The organism is Pseudomonas sp. KH_050 (assembly GCF_057838875.1).
On sequence record NZ_CM174478.1, the window covers coordinates 5395231 to 5412610 of the forward strand.

Below are 17380 nucleotides of genomic sequence, written 5' to 3' on the forward strand. Positions count from 1 at the left end.
ATAAGATTCGCCCCTGCTTGCGCGGCAACCTCCTGCTCACTAACGTAGCGCCTTTATCAGCACTACCCCCCCGCAGGAGCTTTGCCATGGCCTCGCCAGCCTTTACACATTTTTTTCCCCGGTTCGGCGTTGCCGCAGCAGTGGCCGGTGCTCTGGGCCTGACCGGTTGTCAGACCTGGAACACACAAGACACCGTGCCCCCCACTTCCGGCGTGCAATCGCTCAAGGGGTTGGCACAGAACGTATCGGTGCGGCGCAATGCCATGGGCATGCCGCTGATCGAGAGCAACACTTTCCACGACGCACTCTTTACCTTGGGTTATGTGCACGCCAGTGATCGCATCACCCAGATGCTCACCATGCGCCTGCTGGCTCAGGGACGCCTGGCCGAGATGTCCGGCCCTGATGTACTGGAAGCCGACCGGTTGATGCGGGCGGTCAATCTGAAGAAAAACGCCGGTGAGCTTTATACCGCCGCTTCGCCCCGCCTCAAGCGCTTCTTCGAGGTCTATGCGCGTGGCGTCAACGCCTACCTGTTTCGCTACCGCGACAAGCTGCCAGCAGACCTGGCCGCCACTGGCTACAAGCCCGAATACTGGAAACCGGAAGATTCGGCGCTGATCTTTTGCCTGCTCAACTTCAGCCAATCGGCGAACTTGCAGGAAGAAATCGCCTCGTTGGTACTGGCGCAGAACGTCGGCACCGACAAGCTTGCCTGGCTGACTCCGTCCTACCCGGATGAAGCGCTGCCTTTGGCCGAAGCGGAAAAACTCAAGGGCCTGAACCTCAGCGGACAAGTCCCGGGCCTGGCTGATCTCGGCAAGGTCACCGAGCAACTTTCCGAACTGAATCTGCTGAGCGTCGCGGCGTCGAACAACTGGGCCGTTGCACCGCAGCGCAGTCGCAGCGGTAAAAGCCTGCTGGCCAGCGACAGCCACCTGCCGATAGCCGTGCCGTCGTTATGGAACTACGTGCAACTGCGCGCGCCGAAATACCAGGCCGCCGGTGTCTCGGTCGCCGGGATCCCGGCCATCGTCGCCGGTTTCAACGGCAAGGTCGCATGGAGCATGAGCATGGTCATGGGCGACAATCAGGATCTGTTCCTCGAAAAACTCAAACGCCAGGGCAACGCACTCTATTACGAGGTCGAAGGCAAATGGCAGCCGGCTATCGTTCGTAACGAAACCTACTTTGTCAAAGGTCAGCGGCCGATTCGCGAAGTGGTGTACGAAACCCGCCACGGCCCGCTGCTCAATAGCGCGCTGGGCACCACACTGAGCAGTGGTTACGGTCTGGCGCTGCAAACGCCGAACCTCAAGGACGACAAGAGCCTGGATGCGTTCTTCGACCTGTCCCGTGCGCAAAACGTCGAAAAGGCTTCCGACGCCAGCCGCGAGATCCGCGCCATCGCCCTGAACATGGTGTTCGCCGACGCCAGCAATATCGGCTGGCAAGTCACTGGCCGCTTCCCCAACCGTCGCGAAGGTGAAGGCTTGCTGCCATCGCCGGGCTGGGAAGGTCGTTACGATTGGGACGGTTACGCCGACCCGATGCTGCACCCCTATGATCAGGATCCGGCCCAGGGCTGGCTCGGCACCGCCAACCAGCGGATCATTCCCCACGGCTATGGCATGCAGTTGTCCAACTCCTGGTATTACCCGGAGCGCGGTGAGCGCATCGCCGAACTGGCCGGTGCGGGCAAACACGACAGCCGCAGCATGATTGCCATGCAGTACGACCAGACCACCACTTTCGCCGCCAAGCTGAAGACAATGTTCGCAGCCCCGGGCATGTCCCAGCCACTCAAGCAGGCCATCGAGACGCTGCCCGAAGCCGAACGGGGCAAGGCCCGCGAAGCCTACGGCCGCTTGATGGCGTTCGACGGCAAACTCGGCCCGACTTCAGCCGACGCCGCCATCTACGAGTTGTTCCTGCAGGAAAGCGCCAGGCAGATATTCCTCGACGAACTGGGCCCGGAATCCAGCCCGGCCTGGAAAGCCTTTGTCGCCAACGGCAACCTGTCGTACTCGGCTCAGGCCGACCACTTGCTCGGCCGCGAAGACAGTCCGTTCTGGGACGACAGCCGCACGCCGGGCAAGGAAGATAAACCGGCGATCCTCGCCCGCAGCCTGGCAGCGGCGATTACTGTCGGTAACAGTCAGATGGGGGCCGATCACCGCGCCTGGCAGTGGGGCAAACTGCACCGCTACGAGTGGAAAAACGCCAGCGGCCAGACCGTGCGCGGCCCACAACCTGCGGGCGGCGATCACACCACGCTGAATACCGCCGCGTACGCATGGGGCGAGAGTTTCGACACCACGCTGATCCCGGCCATGCGCTTTATCGTCGACTTCGGCCAGACTGAACCGATGATGGGCCTCAACAGCACGGGCCAGTCCGGCAACCCGGCCAGTCCAAATTACCTCAACAGCATCGATCCGTGGTTCAAGGGCCAATACATGAGTTTCCCGATGCAGCCGCAGAACTTCGACAAGGTCTATGGCAAGACCCGATTGACCCTGGTGCCCGGAAAATAAACCCTGATGATTGTTCCCACGCAGAGCGTGGGAGCAAATCATACGCTCCAGCCTGGTGCAGCCATTTGCGCCTGCCCGTTTTCGGGCAAGCCATGACAATTCTTCTGGGGGAAAACCACCTTTTAAAACACTTGTTCGGGACTATGGTTCGGAAATTGCTACCTTCTATGGGTCTTACGCTTTCCAGTAACAATAATTCTGCGCCACAAGCGCTCATATTGGTTTTTAGGGATTGAATAATGAAAAAAGCATTGCTGACCCTTTCTGCACTGGCGTTGTGCATGGCAGCCGGTTCCGCGCTAGCCAAGGAATACAAAGAGCTGCGTTTTGGTGTTGACCCTTCCTACGCGCCGTTCGAGTCCAAAGCGGCTGACGGCAGCCTGGTGGGTTTCGATATCGATCTGGGCAATGCGATCTGTGCCGAACTGAAGGTCAAGTGCAAATGGGTCGAAAGCGATTTCGACGGCATGATCCCGGGCCTCAAAGCCAATAAATTCGACGGTGTAATCTCCTCCATGACCGTGACCCCGGCCCGAGAGAAAGTCATCGACTTCTCCAACGAGCTGTTCTCCGGCCCGACCTCCTTTGTGTTCAAGAAGGGCTCGGGGCTGACTGAAGACACCGCTTCGCTCAAGGGTAAAACCGTCGGCTACGAGCAAGGCACCATTCAGGAAGCCTACGCCAAAGCCGTGCTGGACAAGGCCGGGGTGAAAACCCAGGCCTATCAGAATCAGGACCAGGTGTACGCCGACCTGATTTCCGGCCGTCTTGATGCCTCTATCCAGGACATGCTGCAAGCCGAGCTGGGCTTTTTGAAGTCACCACAAGGGGCTGATTTCGAAGTCAGCAAGCCGGTCGACAGCCCATTGTTGCCAGCCAAAACCGCTATCGGTATCTCGAAAGGTAACAAAGAGCTCAAGGAGCTACTCGATAAAGGTATCAAAGCGTTACACGATGATGGCACCTACGCCACTATTCAGAAGAAACACTTTGGCGATCTGAATCTTTACAGCGGGAAATAATCCCTTGGCGCCCACCGAAAACGGTGGGCGCTTTTTCGATTGTCAAAGGCACGACCCATGTTCGAAGACCTGTTGCAAACCTTGGGACTTTCCGCCTTTAGCCTGCAGGGTTTCGGCCCGCTGCTGATGGAAGGCACCTGGATGACCATCCAATTATCGGTGTTGTCATTGCTGCTGGCCGTTTTGCTCGGCCTGATCGGCGCCAGTGCCAAGCTTTCCCCCGTCAAGCTGCTGCGAATTCTGGCCCAGCTCTACACCACGCTGATTCGTGGAGTGCCGGATCTGGTGCTGATGCTGCTGATTTTCTACAGTCTGCAAACCTGGCTGACCACCTTTACCGACTTCATGGAATGGGAATACATCGAGATCAACCCATTCAGCGCCGGGGTGATTACCTTGGGCTTCATTTATGGTGCGTATTTCACCGAGACCTTCCGCGGCGCAATTCTCGCTGTGCCTCGCGGCCAGGTCGAAGCCGCCACCGCCTATGGCCTCAAACGCGGTCAGCGCTTTCGTCTGGTGGTGTTCCCGCAGATGATGCGCTTCGCCCTGCCGGGCATCGGCAATAACTGGATGGTGATGCTCAAGGCCACGGCGCTGGTGTCGATCATCGGTCTGGCCGACCTGGTCAAGGCGGCTCAGGATGCCGGTAAAAGCACTTATCAATTGTTCTACTTTCTGGTGCTGGCGGCCTTGATCTACCTGCTGATCACCAGCGCCTCGAACGTTGTCCTGCGCTGGCTCGAACGCCGTTACGCGGCCGGTTCCCGGGAGGCCGTGCGATGATCGAACTTCTGCAGGAGTACTGGAGACCCTTCCTCTATAGCGACGGTTACCACATTACCGGCCTGGCCATGACCATGTGGCTGCTCAGCGCCTCGATCTTTATCGGCTTCCTGGTGTCGATCCCGCTGTCCATCGCCCGGGTTTCACCCAAGCCCTATATCCGCTGGCCAGTGGAGTTCTACACCTACCTGTTCCGCGGTACCCCGCTCTATATTCAGTTGCTGATCTGCTACACCGGGATCTACAGTCTGGCCGTCGTGCGTGCGCAGCCGGTGCTCGATGCGTTCTTTCGCGACGCGATGAACTGCACCATCCTCGCCTTCGCCCTGAACACCTGCGCCTACACCACGGAGATTTTTGCCGGGGCGATCCGCAGCATGAACCATGGTGAAGTCGAAGCGGCAAAAGCCTATGGCCTAAGCGGCTGGAAGTTGTATGCCTATGTGATCATGCCTTCGGCACTGCGCCGCTCGTTGCCGTACTACAGCAACGAAGTAATCCTGATGCTGCATTCGACCACCGTGGCCTTCACCGCGACCATTCCGGATGTACTGAAAGTCGCCCGCGACGCCAACTCGGCGACCTTTTTGACCTTCCAGTCGTTCGGCATAGCCGCGCTGATCTACCTGACCGTCACCTTTGCGCTGGTCGGTTTGTTCCGCCTCGCCGAACGCCGCTGGCTGGCTTTCCTCGGGCCGACCCACTAGGACCTTCACATGCGCCACCAGATTCATGACCTGCTTGCCCCGCTACCGGGGACTGCACGACAGATTCACAGTTTCCACTTCGGTCCGCAGCAGGCCGAAGGCAAGATCTACATCCAGTCATCCCTGCATGCTGACGAACTGCCCGGCATGCTGGTGGCCTGGCACCTCAAGCTGCGGTTGGCCGAGCTGCAAGCTCAAGGCCGCCTGCGCAGTGAAATAGTGCTAGTGCCGGTGGCCAACCCGGTCGGCCTGGAACAGGTGCTGATGGACCTGCCGCTGGGTCGCTACGAGCTGGAAAGCGGGCAAAACTTCAATCGCTGGTTCGTCGACCTCAGCGAAGAAGTCGGTAACGAGATCGAAGGCCAGCTCAAGGACGACCCTAAACATAACCTGCAACTGATCCGCAGCAGTTTGCGCAAGGCTTTGGCTCGGCAAACCGCCAGCACCCAACTGCAATCCCAACGCCTGACCCTACAACGACTGGCCTGCGATGCGGACATGGTGCTGGACCTGCATTGCGATTTCGAAGCCGTCGCGCACCTGTACACCACCCCTGAAGCCTGGCCGCAGGTCGAGCCTTTGGCGCGCTACATCGGCGCCGAAGCCAGCCTGCTGGCGACCGACTCGGGCGGACAGTCCTTCGATGAATGCTTCACCCTGCTCTGGTGGCAACTGCAACAGCGCTTCGGTGAGCATTTCGAGATTCCGCCGGGCAGTTTTTCGGTCACCGTCGAGCTGCGCGGCCAGAGTGATGTCAATCACGGGCTGGCCAGCCTGGACTGCCAGGCGATCATCGACTATCTGACGCAATTCGGCGCCATCGCTGGGGAACCGGCGCCTCTGCCCGAACTGCCCTACCCGGCGACCCCACTGGCGGGCGTCGAACCGGTGGCAACGTCCGTTGGCGGTCTGCTGGTATTTGCCGCGTTGCCAGGTGAATACCTTGAGGCCGGACAACTGGTCGCCGAAGTCATCGACCCGATCAACGACAGTGTCACGCCCATTCATTGCAACAACGCCGGGTTGATGTACGCTCGCTCGCTGCGGCGCATGGCCACCGCCGGCATGGTGATTGCCCATGTCGCAGGCACCGAAGCCTATCGCAGCGGCTACCTTCTTTCGCCTTGAGGATGCATGCCCATGTACAAACTGACCATAGAAGGCCTGCATAAATGTTACGGCGACCATGAAGTGCTCAAAGGTGTTTCGCTCAAGGCCAAAACCGGCGACGTCATCAGCCTGATCGGCGCCAGCGGCTCGGGCAAAAGTACCTTTTTGCGCTGCATCAACTTCCTCGAGCAGCCCAACGAATGCGCCATGACCCTGGATGACCAGCCGATCCGCCTGATCAAGGACCGGCATGGCATCCGCGTGGCCGACGAGGACGAGTTACAGCGGATCCGCACTCGTTTGGCGATGGTGTTCCAGCACTTCAACCTGTGGAGCCACATGACGGTACTGGAAAACATCACCATGGCCCCGCGCCGAGTGCTGGGTTGCAGCAAGAAAGACGCTGAAGACCGCGCCCGGCGTTATCTCGACAAGGTCGGCCTGGCCGCCCGGGTCGCCGATCAATACCCGGCGTTTCTCTCCGGAGGGCAACAGCAGCGCGTGGCCATCGCCCGGGCCCTGGCGATGGAACCGGAAGTCATGCTGTTCGACGAACCGACCTCGGCCCTGGACCCGGAACTGGTGGGCGAGGTGCTCAAGGTGATCCAGGGCCTGGCTGAAGAAGGCCGGACCATGATCATGGTCACCCACGAAATGAGTTTCGCCCGCAAGGTGTCGAATCAGGTGCTGTTTCTGCACCAGGGACTGGTAGAGGAAGAAGGTACGCCGGAGGAAGTGCTGGGCAATCCGAAGAGTGAACGGCTCAAGCAGTTTCTCAGCGGTAACCTGAAATAACTCCCCTTCCCGGATACTCTGTTGCCAGTCACGCCTTTCGCGGTCCGTAGCAGCTGGCGAAGCCTGCGTCCGGCTGCGCAGCAGTCGTAAAATCAGGCACTGCGGCTTTACAGGTTAACCGTGGTGGCAGGATTTACGACTGCTGCGCAGCCGAACGCAGCCTCGCAGGCTCGGCAGCTGCTACGGGAGGAATGTGCGGCCCCGCCCCCCCTTGCATCAGGCAACAGGTGCGGGAGGCGGCTCATCTGGAAGGGTAGGCTCACCGGGTTCGGTCGGTTGTTCGTTCGGAGTATCCGGATCAGGTTGGCCAGGAATGCCGCCCGCCATCGTGACCGACGGATGCGCCAACAAAGACCAGGCCAGCATCCCGACCTGATTGGGCTCAAGTCTTGCCAGTTCGGCACTTATTCGCGGATCGATTTTCATAGGGCACTCCTGAGCGTTGGCCCGGCTCGCATTCCGCGAACCGGAGCAGTACCTTCAATAGAGTATCTGCCCGCCCAAGAATTCCCACTGTTCGTCAGATGCCTGAATCAGGTACGCGGCAAGGTGACGCCAAGCTGACCCTGGTACTTGCCACCACGGTCTTTATAAGAGACTTCACACTCTTCGTCAGATTCGAAAAACAACATTTGCGCCACGCCTTCATTGGCGTAGATCTTTGCCGGCAGCGTGGTGGTATTGGAAAATTCCAGGGTCACATGACCTTCCCACTCAGGCTCGAGCGGCGTGACGTTGACGATGATGCCGCAGCGCGCGTAGGTGCTTTTTCCCAGGCAGATCGTCAGTACATTGCGCGGAATACGGAAAAACTCCACGGTACGAGCCAGGGCGAAGGAGTTCGGCGGAATGATGCACACATCGCTTTTAACGTCGACGAAACTCTTCTCATCAAAGTTCTTCGGATCAACGGTCGCCGAGTTGATGTTGGTGAACACCTTGAATTCATCGGCACAACGCACATCGTAGCCGTAGCTCGATACGCCGAAGGAAATCACCCGGTCAGCGGCTTCGCCGCGCACCTGACGCTCTACAAAGGGCTCGATCATGCCGTGCTCTTGCGCCATGCGGCGAATCCACTTGTCCGATTTGATGCTCATGGCGGGTGTCCTGAATAGCGAGGTGGAAAAATTCTGTCCGGCATCTTACCGGGGCGCGCCGCCGGGTTCAAAGTCTAGGGGGCTTTTCTCGTCGATCCTCGGAATAGTTGCCGCCCACAGCCCTGTGCGTTGCACCGTCAGTCACGAAAATAGAGAAACCTTCGCAAAGACCATTGGCACGTTCCGGAAAAAGGGTTAAGGTGGCGCCACTGTGCTGCTTGTGTCACTGAGAATCTCTACACGATATGTTGAATTTCGATCCAACCATCTCCAAGAATTTTTCCTGCTCTTTGCACTCAGTCTCGGCCAGGGCTTTTCCTGAGTCGCAGTTAACTTTGTCCAAGGAGATACACCATGTCTAATCGCCAAACTGGTACCGTTAAGTGGTTCAACGATGAAAAAGGCTTCGGCTTCATCACTCCACAATCCGGTGACGACCTGTTCGTTCACTTCAAAGCTATCCAATCTGACGGCTTCAAAAGCCTGAAAGAAGGCCAACAGGTCTCTTTCGTCGCTACCCGCGGCCAGAAAGGCATGCAAGCTGAAGAAGTTCAAGTTATCTAACTTGTAACTGATACAGCAAAAGCCCCGCCCTTAAAAGCGGGGCTTTTTTGTGCCCGTGTGTTTTGTCTGATGTAAAGGATCGCCAGGGAGCAGCCTGCGGCAGCCCCTACGGGATCGTGTGCTCCTGCGATGTCACAGGTGTACCGGTCGGCGTAGGAGCTGGCGCAGCCTGCGATCTTTTGGCGGTTCGGGAGATGGCCCAGGAGCACGATCAAAAAATCGCAGCCTGCGGCAGCTCCTACGGGATCGCGTGCCCCTGCGATGTCACAGGCCTACCCGGTCGGCGTAGGAGCTGGCGCAGCCTGCGATCTTTTGGCGGTTCGGGAGATGGTTCAGGAGCACGATCAAAAGATCGCAGCCTGCGGCAGCTCCTACGGGATCGCGTGCCCCTGCGATGTCACAGGTGTACCGGTCGGCGTAGGAGCTGGCGCAGCCTGCGATCTTTTGGCGGTTCGGGAGATGGTTCAGGAGCACGATCAAAAGATCGCAGCCTGCGGCAGCTCCTACGGGATCGCGTGCCCCTGCGATGTCACAGGCCTACCCGGTCGGCGTAGGAGCTGGCGCAGCCTGCGATCTTTTGGCGGTTCGGGAGATGGTTCAGGAGCACGATCAAAAGATCGCAGCCTGCGGCAGCTCCTACGGGATCGCGTGCCCCTGCGATGTCACAGGCCTACCCGGTCGGCGTAGGAGCTGGCGCAGCCTGCGATCTTTTGGCGGTTCGGGAGATGGTTCAGGAGCACGATCAAAAGATCGCAGCCTGCGGCAGCTCCTACGGGATCGCGTGCCCCTGCGATGTCACAGGCCTACCCGGTCGGCGTAGGAGCTGGCGCAGCCTGCGATCTTTTGGCGGTTCGGGAGATGGTTCAGGAGCACGATCAAAAGATCGCAGCCTGCGGCAGCTCCTACGACGGGTGTGCACCGGTCAAATGCAGGAGCTACCGAGGGACAGACTTACCAGGTAACGCCAAACCCTGCGGTGTAACGGGTCTTGCTCAAGTCGCTGTCATCGGTACCACTGATGATGTCCTTCTCCGCCTTGAGGTTGAGCGATGCCCATTCCGTGACCCGGTAACGCAAACCGACCTCGGTATCGAGGGCGTAATCGGCCACACCCGATAGCGGCTTGCCGACTTCGCCATTGCTGAAGAACTCGACGCTCTTGCCGATCAGGAAACGGTTGTAGTCCCACTTCATTGCCAGGGAATAGAAGTTGTCCTTGCCGCCGTCCGCGTATTCATAGTCGGTACGGTTCAGCAGCGAGCCCAGGGAAAACGCGCCCAATTCATTATCCCAGAATTGATAACCCGGACCGGTACCCACGGTACGCTGGCGAGCCAGGTCTTCGACCTTGTCGCGCTTGTAGATCGCGCGCCCCTGCCAGAACCATTTCTCGGTCAGGAAGCGATCGAGCGAATATTCGCCTTTCCAGTTGTCTGTGGTCACCACATCGTCCTGGAATTCGCGGTTGTATTCGCCTTCGGCCGTGTGCCGCCACCTGCCGTGACGCGCGGTGGTCTTGAAACCAACGTCGTAATCGTCGGTATCCTTTTCCGCACGCTGATAGTCCAGCGCCATATCAATATTGCCCTTCAATACCAGGTCTTCGACAACCGGCTTGGGTTTGAGGATCTGCTGGATACTCGCCAGTTCAACGGTCTTGGGCGCATCACCGTTGGCCAGGGTCACCTTGCCGTCCTCCGCCGCATGCAGGGCTTTGGCCTTCTCCCCGGTGTAGGCATCCTGCTTGACCAGCAGCTGCTGATCGCTCTCCAGGGTCTTGACCTGTTTCCAGTCAATCGGGACAGCCCCGGCGTATTCGGTCTGGATCAGCAGTTTGCCGCCATCGAAGACGCTGATCTTGCCGCTCAGCCGGTCACCGTTCTTCAACCAGACTGTATCGGCAAGCAAGGGAGTGGAGGCAGTAGCAATAGCGAGGCACAGCAGGGTTTTGGACAACATAAGCAAAGCAAGACTCAGGTTCGCGAAAAAAAGGCGGCATTATCCCCATAGAGAAAGCCTGAGCAAGGACTGACCCAACGATTAGTATTGAGTTCATTTCTCATCCAGCAATTAAGGACTTACTCTACAGACGGTCATACGACCTCCTTGAGGATCCACAAGCGTGACTGACTCACCTGCCGATTCCGAAAGCCCGGCGCAAATCCGACGCACGACGCTCTATCTGACACTTGCCCAGGTCCCTGCGGGCAAGGTGGTGAGTTATGGCCAACTGGCCGAACTGGCCGGGCTCGGCCGCGCCGCGCGCTGGGTCGGACGCACCCTCAGCCAATTGCCCGGCGATACCACATTGCCTTGGCATCGCGTGCTCGGTGCTGGTGGGCGCCTTAGCCTGCCGGCCGGTAGCACTTCCGGGGATGAACAGCGCGCACGTTTACGCATGGAAGGCATTAGTATCCTGAACAATCGTGTTGATGTTCAGCGTCATGGCTGGCGCCCGGTAGAGCACAGCGGTTAGAGTGCGCGCTTTGTTTCCGTAATTTGAGGCAGACTCCAGCCCATGCCCCGTCAAACCTGGCGCGCCGCTCTCGCCGCCTATGCCAGCCCCTCGACCCTCGTGTTGTTGTTGCTGGGTTTCGCCGCCGGCCTGCCTTACATGCTGGTGTTTTCGACGCTTTCAGTCTGGTTGCGAGAGGCCGGAGTAGCCCGCGAAACCATCGGTTACGCAAGCCTGATCGGCCTCGCTTATGCCTTTAAATGGGTATGGTCGCCGCTGCTCGACCAATGGCGCCTGCCATTTCTCGGCAAACTCGGTCGCCGTCGCTCCTGGCTGGTCCTGGCCCAGGCACTGGTCGTCCTCGGATTGATCGGCATGGGCTTCTGCGACCCGCAAAAACACCTGTCATGGCTGATCGCCATCGCCGTGGTCGTCGCTTTCGCCTCGGCCACCCAGGACATCGCAGTCGACGCCTACCGCCTGGAAATTGCCGAAGACAGCCGCCAGGCCGCCCTCGCCGCTGCCTATATGTCCGGCTATCGAATTGCGGCACTGCTGGCCACGGCCGGAGCGCTGTTCTTCGCCGAAGGTTTCGGCTCCACTGGGTTCAACTACAAACACTCAGCCTGGGCCGGTACGTATATCCTGTTCGGTGCGCTGATGATCCCGGCACTGCTCACCAGCCTCTTCATGCGTGAGCCGCCCGTACCGCTGCGCACTCAACTGTCCGCGGGCCGCTACAGTTTCGTACATCAACTGGCCTCGGTGTTCGTCCTGATCGTGCTGTTGGTTTCTGTGCCGGCGATGTTTACCCAGCTCTACAACACCGATTTCTCCAGCGTCCTGTTCGACGGCACCAGCCCGCTCGACCTGCTGCTGGAGGACCGCGCCTTCCTGCGGGCCATTCTCTACGTCACGCTCACCAGCCTGTGCCTCTCGAGCCTCGGACGTCGCGGCCTGGCACCGGTGCTGACACCGGTCAACGACTTCATCCTGCGTTATCGGTGGCAGGCGCTCCTGCTGCTGGGACTGATCGCCACCTATCGGATGTCCGATACGGTCATGGGCGTGATGGCCAACGTGTTCTACATCGACCAGGGCTTCACCAAGGATCAGATCGCCAGTGTCAGCAAGATTTTCGGTCTGATCATGACTCTGGTCGGCGCCGGAATGGGTGGCTTGCTGATCGTGCGCTTCGGCATCCTGCCGATCCTGCTGATCGGCGGTATCGCCTCGGCCGCGACCAATCTGCTGTTCCTGATGCTCGCGGACATGGGCGCCAACCTGAACATGCTGATAGCCACCATCTCGCTGGATAACTTCAGCTCGGGCCTGGCCACTTCGGCGTTTGTCGCTTACCTGTCGAGCCTGACCAACCTGAAGTTCTCCGCCACTCAATACGCCCTGCTCAGCTCGATCATGCTGTTGCTGCCACGGCTGATCGGCGGTTATTCTGGGGTAATGGTGGAAAAATTCGGCTATCACGACTTTTTCCTGATCACAGCCCTGCTTGGCGTGCCAACCTTACTCTTGATTGGTTTGCAGTGGCGTCAGGAAAACCGCCGCGCCCGCGTGGCCAATGACGCCACAGTCACCGAAGAGTCCTGACAAGCCCCTGGGGGGCGACTTTGGTCGCCTACCCCGGTTCGTCCGGCTGCAATCCTGTACGCCAACGGTTCTCGCCCGTACAATGCTCCGTCATTTCTAGTCATCAGCAACCGACAACGGCCAACCATGCGCACCAGTCAATATTTGCTCGCCACACAGAAAGAAACGCCTTCCGATGCGGTCGTGATCAGCCATCAGCTGATGCTTCGCGCCGGCATGATCCGCAAACTCGCCTCGGGCCTGTACACCTGGCTGCCGATGGGCTTGCGAGTGATGCGCAAGGTCGAAGCCATCGTTCGTGAAGAAATGAACGCCGCAGGCTCTCTTGAAGTGTTGATGCCGAGCACGCAACCGGCTGAGCTGTGGCAGGAGTCCGGTCGCTGGGAAGAATACGGCCCTGAATTGCTGCGCTTCAAGGATCGCCACGGTCGCGACTTCTGCGCCGGCCCGACTCACGAAGAAGTCATCACCGACCTGATGCGTAACGAATTGAGCAGCTACAAACAGCTGCCGATCAACCTGTATCAGATCCAGACCAAATTCCGTGACGAAATCCGCCCACGCTTCGGTTTGATGCGCGGCCGCGAGTTCATCATGAAGGACGCCTATTCGTTCCACGCTGATCAGCCTTCGCTGCAGATCACCTACGACCGCATGTACCAGGCGTATTGCAATGTATTCACCCGCCTGGGACTGAAGTTCCGTGCTGTTGAAGCCGACAACGGCTCGATCGGCGGTGCTGGCTCCCACGAGTTCCACGTACTGGCCGAATCCGGCGAAGACGATATCGTCTTCAGCAACGGTTCCGACTACGCCGCGAACATCGAGAAAGCCGAAGCCGTACCGCGCGAACCCTCCCGCGCCGCGCCGGCCGAAGAGCTGCGCCTGGTCGATACGCCGAACGCCAAGACCATCGCGCAACTGGTCGAAGGCTTCAACCTGCCGATCGAGAAGACCATCAAGACGCTGGTGGTTCACGCTGAAGAGAAAGGCAAGCTGATTGCCCTGATCATCCGTGGCGACCACGAGCTGAACGAAATCAAGGCCGCCAACCAGCCTGGCGTAGCCAGCCCGCTGGTCATGGCCTCCGAAGCCGAACTGCGTGACGCCATTGGCGCTGGCGCAGGCTCTCTCGGCCCGCTGAACCTGCCATTGCCGATCATCATCGACCGTTCGGTCGAGCTGATGAGCGACTTCGGTATCGGCGCCAACATCGACGACAAGCACTACTTCGGCGTCAACTGGGAGCGCGATCTGCCGGTTCCTACCGTGGCTGACCTGCGTAACGTTGTGGCCGGCGACCCGAGCCCTGACGGCAAAGGCACTCTGGAAATCAAGCGCGGCATTGAAGTCGGGCATATCTTCCAGCTGGGCAACAAGTACAGCAAAGCGATGAAGTGCGAAGTGCTGGGCGAGAACGGCAAGCCGGTCACCCTGGAAATGGGCTGCTACGGCATCGGCGTATCTCGCGTGGTGGCGGCTGCCATCGAGCAGAATAACGATGACAAAGGGATCATCTGGAGCGATAGCCTCGCGCCGTTCCAGATTGCCCTGGTGCCACTGCGCTACGAAACCGAACAGGTTCGCGAAGCCACCGACAAGCTGTATGCAGAACTGACTGCAGCCGGCTTCGAAGTGCTGCTGGACGATCGCGACAAGAAAACCAGCCCGGGCATCAAGTTCGCAGACATGGAGCTGATCGGCATTCCACACCGGATCGTGGTCAGTGACCGCGGCCTCGCCGAAGGCAACCTGGAATACAAGAGCCGTACCGAGGCCGAGGCGCATGCGTTGCCGGTCGCTGACGTGCTGTCGTTCCTCCAGGCCCGTATCCGTCGCTGAAACCAGATCAAGAGAAGTCATGCTCAAGCGAAACACCTTAAGCCTCGGTGGTGCCGCCCTGTGCGGCACCCTGCTGCTCAGCGGCTGTGCCAACCAGATGTCTCAACGCAGCGAGCATGAGGAGCGCATCGAGCGCAAATTGCTCGAGCATAGCCTGCAGATCGATGTTGGCGAGCCTAAGGTGCTTGAGCTGCCGCAACGTCGTGTGCGGATCCACGAACAGAAGACCTTCGAGGTCACCGAATTCGAAGTCACCCGGCGCTATGATCGCTACACGCCTTACCAACCCTGGCGCGAGGTCTACGAGATCCCGCTGGGCGCAGTGGCGGTGGTGGCTGGCGTCGGTGCAAACGTTGTCAATGTGTTCGCCCTCGGCAACCTGCCGGACAGCGTCACCATGGACTGGATCAGCTACGGCGTTGCCGGGCTCAACCCGTTCATGAACGTGCAGTCCCATGGTCGCGCGCAGCAAAACCTGGCCGGTATCGACGAAACCCAGCGTGACAAACGTCTGGAATATTCGAGCCTGCCATGGAGCGAGCGTCCGGTGGAGGTCAAGGCCGGCAAATATACCTTCAACCTGAGCACCGACCGCAACGGCGTTCTGCGTCTGAACCTGCTGGACAGTCCGTTTGCCGAACAGGACCTGAACCACCTCGGCAAGCTGCAGATCAGTGTCGAAGACGCTAAGGATGAGGTGCATTCCGATTCGACCCTGGCCATCAGCAGCGCCTTGCGCGGCAAGATGCTCGAAGCTCACGGCCTGATCTACGACGACCTCGAGGATGACGAAGTCAGCCAGTGGGTACACCGGGTAAAACGCCTGTCGGAACTGGGTCTGGAAGAAGAAGCCAGCGAACTGGAACAGAGCCTGATCGAGTTGACCCGCAACGATCCCGAGTTGCAGCAAGAATTCCTCAAGTCACTGACCAAAGATGCCGGACGACTGGTGGCTGATCCTGGGGCCTGATGAGGTCAGCTACGCTATTTTTGCGGGCAATGCCAATATCTGGGTGCCCGCAAAAAGATCGCAGCCTGCGGCAGCTCCTACCGGCTGAACAATTCCAACTGCTCATGCCCGCCGCGCAGATCCTGCAAACGCACACCAATCCCTAATAACCGCACCGGTTTGCCGCCTCGGTTGAAAGCCTGGGTCAGCAGCTGTTGATACCCCTCCAGATCCCGTCCAGCCCCCGCCTGCTCCAGCGTGGTCTGGGTAAAGTCGTGGAACTTCACCTTGACGAAAGGCTTGCCCGGCCGATAACTGCTATCGATCCTCGCCATGCGCCCGCTCAGGACCTCCAACAACTCGGGCAACTTCTCCAGGCAACTGGCCAGATCGGGCAAGTCCACATCGTAGGTATTTTCGACACTGACCGACTGACGCCGACTGTCGTTCTGCACCAGCCGGTCGTCGATCCCACGAGCCAGCCCCCAAAGCCGCTCGCCGAAACTGCCGAATTCCCGCACCAGCGCCAACTTGTTCCAGCCCCGCAGGTCCAGGCAACTGACGATACCCAACCGCCCCAACTTATCCGCGGTAACCTTCCCCACCCCATGCAGCTTGCTGACCGGCAGCGCGGATACAAAATCCTCGACCTGATCCGGGGTAATCACGAACAGGCCGTTGGGTTTTTTCCAGTCGCTGGCAATCTTCGCCAGAAATTTGTTCGGCGCGACTCCGGCCGAGACCGTGATATGTAACTGATTAGACACTCGCCTGCGGATGTCTTGCGCGATACGCGTGGCACTGCCGGCAAAATGCGGACTATCGGACACATCGAGATAGGCCTCATCCAGCGACAATGGCTCGATCAAGTCGGTGTAATCGCGGAAAATCGTCTGGATCTCTTTCGAGGCCTCCTTGTAGGCATCCATGCGCGGCTTGACGATCACCAGGTCCGGACACAACTTCAAGGCATGCCGCGAAGACATGGCCGAGCGCACCCCATAGGCCCGCGCCTCATAGTTACAGGTGGCGATCACTCCACGCCGCTCCGCCGACCCGCCAACGGCCAGCGGTTTGCCAGCCAGATTCGGGTCGTCACGCATCTCGATAGCGGCATAGAAACAGTCACAGTCGACGTGGATGATTTTGCGCTGCGTCATATAAGGCGGTGTTCGTTGAGGGCAAAAGAGATCAAGATGAAACTGATCGGCAGTATCTCACCGACACCTGTATATAGCACCAGTGCTTTGAATCTTCGCCTGTCTGCGTAGGAAAAAATCCAAATGGATTCGTTTTATCAATCAGGACAGGCGGTCCAATAGAGCTGGAAGCCTTACGCAGCAAGCCTTCAAGGCATGTCGAGCTGCCCTTCTGACACGCTAAGCGATTGAACAGGAACAGGTTTTTAGTAGATTCAGGTTGACAGGCCGGCGATCTTCTGTAGAATGCCGACACACAGACGCGGGATGGAGCAGTCTGGTAGCTCGTCGGGCTCATAACCCGAAGGTCGTCGGTTCAAATCCGGCTCCCGCAACCAAACATCAAAAAAGGCTACTCGAAAGAGTGGCCTTTTTTGTGCGTGTCGTTTTTGTGCCCCTCCACTCTCAGAGGCGTCGGTGTCCGAATTGACGCAAAGAAAAAACCTTTGCGATTCTGGCACTTAACCCGTCGAAACGAGCAAAAGCCGAGCTATTTGCACTTATTCGTCCTGACAGACCATTAAAGATTGACTCTCAAGCGTACCCCTGTAGGATGCCGCCACACAGACGCGGGATGGAGCAGTCTGGTAGCTCGTCGGGCTCATAACCCGAAGGTCGTCGGTTCAAATCCGGCTCCCGCAACCAAACATCAAAAAAGGCTACTCGAAAGAGTGGCCTTTTTTGTGCGCGTTTTTTTACCCCTCTC

15 protein-coding genes and 2 tRNA genes are annotated in these 17380 nt (G+C 58.8%); 13 read left to right on the top strand and 4 right to left on the bottom strand.

Annotated elements, in window-relative coordinates:
• The first annotated feature begins 86 nt into the window (after positions 1–86).
• The 6 genes from AC3IUA_RS24795 (at position 87) to AC3IUA_RS24820 (ending at position 6957) form a co-directional block, all read left to right on the top strand.
• Positions 87–2537, top strand: a complete 2451-nt coding sequence (locus AC3IUA_RS24795) for a penicillin acylase family protein (protein ID WP_489357491.1) — start codon at positions 87–89, stop codon at positions 2535–2537.
• A 239-nt stretch (positions 2538–2776) separates the two neighbouring features.
• Positions 2777–3559, top strand: coding sequence for a transporter substrate-binding domain-containing protein (locus tag AC3IUA_RS24800; protein ID WP_489357492.1), 783 nt, complete (start codon positions 2777–2779; stop codon positions 3557–3559).
• Positions 3560–3616: 57 nt separating this feature from the next.
• Positions 3617–4345: an ABC transporter permease gene (locus AC3IUA_RS24805; RefSeq protein ID WP_489357493.1), complete on the top strand. Its 729-nt coding sequence runs from the start codon at positions 3617–3619 to the stop codon at positions 4343–4345.
• Complete coding sequence (locus AC3IUA_RS24810; protein ID WP_489357494.1) at positions 4342–5052, top strand: ABC transporter permease; 711 nt, start codon at positions 4342–4344, stop codon at positions 5050–5052. Before AC3IUA_RS24805 ends, AC3IUA_RS24810 begins: the two co-directional genes overlap by 4 nt.
• Positions 5053–5061: 9 nt before the next feature.
• Entirely contained in the window at positions 5062–6180 is a 1119-nt protein-coding gene (locus AC3IUA_RS24815) for a succinylglutamate desuccinylase/aspartoacylase family protein (RefSeq protein WP_489357495.1), read from the top strand.
• 12 nt (positions 6181–6192) lie between these two features.
• Positions 6193–6957, top strand: a complete 765-nt coding sequence (locus AC3IUA_RS24820; protein WP_489357496.1) for an ABC transporter ATP-binding protein — start codon at positions 6193–6195, stop codon at positions 6955–6957.
• A 216-nt stretch (positions 6958–7173) separates the two neighbouring features.
• On the opposite strand, the gene AC3IUA_RS24825 is transcribed toward AC3IUA_RS24820, so the two are convergent.
• Positions 7174–7383 (bottom strand): hypothetical protein, encoded by a 210-nt coding sequence (locus AC3IUA_RS24825; protein ID WP_150803640.1) that lies wholly within the window; start codon positions 7381–7383, stop codon positions 7174–7176.
• A 107-nt stretch (positions 7384–7490) separates the two neighbouring features.
• Positions 7491–8057: a dCTP deaminase gene (gene dcd, locus AC3IUA_RS24830; RefSeq protein ID WP_489357497.1), complete on the bottom strand. Its 567-nt coding sequence runs from the start codon at positions 8055–8057 to the stop codon at positions 7491–7493.
• Between the two features lie 354 nt (positions 8058–8411).
• On the opposite strand from dcd, the gene AC3IUA_RS24835 reads away from it, so the two are divergent.
• Positions 8412–8621: a cold-shock protein gene (locus AC3IUA_RS24835; protein ID WP_014336857.1), complete on the top strand. Its 210-nt coding sequence runs from the start codon at positions 8412–8414 to the stop codon at positions 8619–8621.
• Positions 8622–9572: 951 nt separating this feature from the next.
• Here the strand turns inward: AC3IUA_RS24835 and AC3IUA_RS24840 are convergent.
• Complete coding sequence (locus AC3IUA_RS24840; protein ID WP_489357498.1) at positions 9573–10580, bottom strand: DUF481 domain-containing protein; 1008 nt, start codon at positions 10578–10580, stop codon at positions 9573–9575.
• 163 nt (positions 10581–10743) lie between these two features.
• Here AC3IUA_RS24840 and AC3IUA_RS24845 point away from each other — a divergent pair, with 163 nt between their 5' ends.
• The 4 genes from AC3IUA_RS24845 to AC3IUA_RS24860 all read left to right on the top strand — a co-directional run bounded on the left by AC3IUA_RS24845 (position 10744) and on the right by AC3IUA_RS24860 (position 15496).
• Positions 10744–11097: an MGMT family protein gene (locus tag AC3IUA_RS24845; protein ID WP_489357499.1), complete on the top strand. Its 354-nt coding sequence runs from the start codon at positions 10744–10746 to the stop codon at positions 11095–11097.
• 42 nt (positions 11098–11139) lie between these two features.
• Positions 11140–12684, top strand: coding sequence for an AmpG family muropeptide MFS transporter (locus tag AC3IUA_RS24850; RefSeq protein WP_489357500.1), 1545 nt, complete (start codon positions 11140–11142; stop codon positions 12682–12684).
• A 126-nt stretch (positions 12685–12810) separates the two neighbouring features.
• Positions 12811–14526, top strand: coding sequence for a proline--tRNA ligase (locus AC3IUA_RS24855; RefSeq protein WP_489357501.1), 1716 nt, complete (start codon positions 12811–12813; stop codon positions 14524–14526).
• 19 nt (positions 14527–14545) lie between these two features.
• Positions 14546–15496: a hypothetical protein gene (locus AC3IUA_RS24860; RefSeq protein ID WP_489357502.1), complete on the top strand. Its 951-nt coding sequence runs from the start codon at positions 14546–14548 to the stop codon at positions 15494–15496.
• A 77-nt stretch (positions 15497–15573) separates the two neighbouring features.
• On the opposite strand, the gene dinB is transcribed toward AC3IUA_RS24860, so the two are convergent.
• Positions 15574–16635: a DNA polymerase IV gene (gene dinB, locus AC3IUA_RS24865; protein WP_489357503.1), complete on the bottom strand. Its 1062-nt coding sequence runs from the start codon at positions 16633–16635 to the stop codon at positions 15574–15576.
• A gap of 300 nt (positions 16636–16935) precedes the next feature.
• Between dinB and AC3IUA_RS24870 the strand changes: the two genes are divergently transcribed.
• Both AC3IUA_RS24870 and AC3IUA_RS24875 read left to right on the top strand, forming a co-directional pair.
• Positions 16936–17012 (top strand) — tRNA-Met (locus tag AC3IUA_RS24870).
• A gap of 230 nt (positions 17013–17242) precedes the next feature.
• Positions 17243–17319 (top strand) — tRNA-Met (locus AC3IUA_RS24875).
• Positions 17320–17380 lie beyond the last annotated feature (61 nt).